The 919-nt window shown below is 74.1% G+C and carries 1 protein-coding gene; it reads right to left on the bottom strand.

The features are described 5' to 3' along the window. Nucleotides 1-286 precede the first annotated feature (286 nt). Nucleotides 287-469: a Trm112 family protein gene (locus tag GT042_RS15170; RefSeq protein ID WP_161309239.1), complete on the bottom strand. Its 183-nt coding sequence runs from the start codon at nucleotides 467-469 to the stop codon at nucleotides 287-289. Nucleotides 470-919: the final 450 nt, after the last annotated feature.

The raw sequence follows: 919 nt of genomic DNA, 5'->3' as shown, positions 1-919 counted from the left end.
CGTTGAGCTCGGTGACGCCGGCCTCGGCGGTGTGCCGGAGCGCGGTGCGGACGCGGGCGCCGGCTTCCGCGGCGGCGCGGAGGAGGCCGTGACGGTCGGCGCGGGTCAGCGCGTCGGGGGCGTCGAGCAGCGACTCGTCGAGCATGGGAGTGGGCCTCCGATCGCCCCTGCGGGGTGCGCGCTTGTTCTTGGGGCGCGTGGTTCTGGTGTGCGTGGTGTGCGCTTTTGCGCTTTGCGCGTTGCGCTTTGCGCGTTGCGCTTTGCGCTTTGCGCGCCGGTGCGCGGTTCAGGCGGGGCGGCGGGCCTCGTCGACAAGGAGTACGGGGATGTCGTCCCGTACCGGGTAGGCCAGGCCGCACTCCTCGGAGGTGCAGACGAGTTCGGGGGTTTCGGCGGTGGTGCGGTCGTTCAGCGGCGCGTGGCAGGCCGGGCAGGCGAGGATTTCGAGGAGGCCGGCTTCGAGCGGCATGGGGGCGGGGTCCCTTCGGGGGTGGGTTCGTCTGGCCATGTCAGCGTACCGCTGGGGGTGGGGCGGTGTACGGGGTACGGGGTGGGCGCGCTTGGTCTTGGGCGGGGTGGGGTGTGCGCGCGGCCGTGGCGTACGGGTCCGTCCTCAAGCGCCGGACGGGCTGGAGCCCGTGCTCGGCCGGGAGCGGAATGGTCAGGCTCGTCCCTGTGGACGGGTCCGTCCTCAAACGCCGGACGGGCTAGGGGGCCTACCTGGGCCGGGAACAGGATCGCCACGCCCTCCCGTGCACGGGTCCGTCCTCAAGCGCCGGACGGGCTTGAGTGGCCGCCGGGCGGGCTGGGGGTGCCGGACCGGGCCCGGAACAGGATCGCCGCGCCGCCCCCGTGCCCAGGTCCGTCCTTAAGCGCCGGACGGGCTTGAGTGGCCGCCGGGCGGGGTGGGGGTGGTGTC

It is taken from the genome of Streptomyces sp. SID3212 (assembly GCF_009865405.1).
Lineage (GTDB): Bacteria > Actinomycetota > Actinomycetes > Streptomycetales > Streptomycetaceae > Streptomyces.
This window is presented reverse-complemented; position numbering and strand designations above follow the sequence as displayed.

Coding starts and splice junctions, on each gene's coding strand:
- GT042_RS15170 (WP_161309239.1), bottom strand. CDS start 469: ATGCCGCTCGAAGCCGGCCTCCTCGAAATCCTCGCCTGCCCGGCCTGC.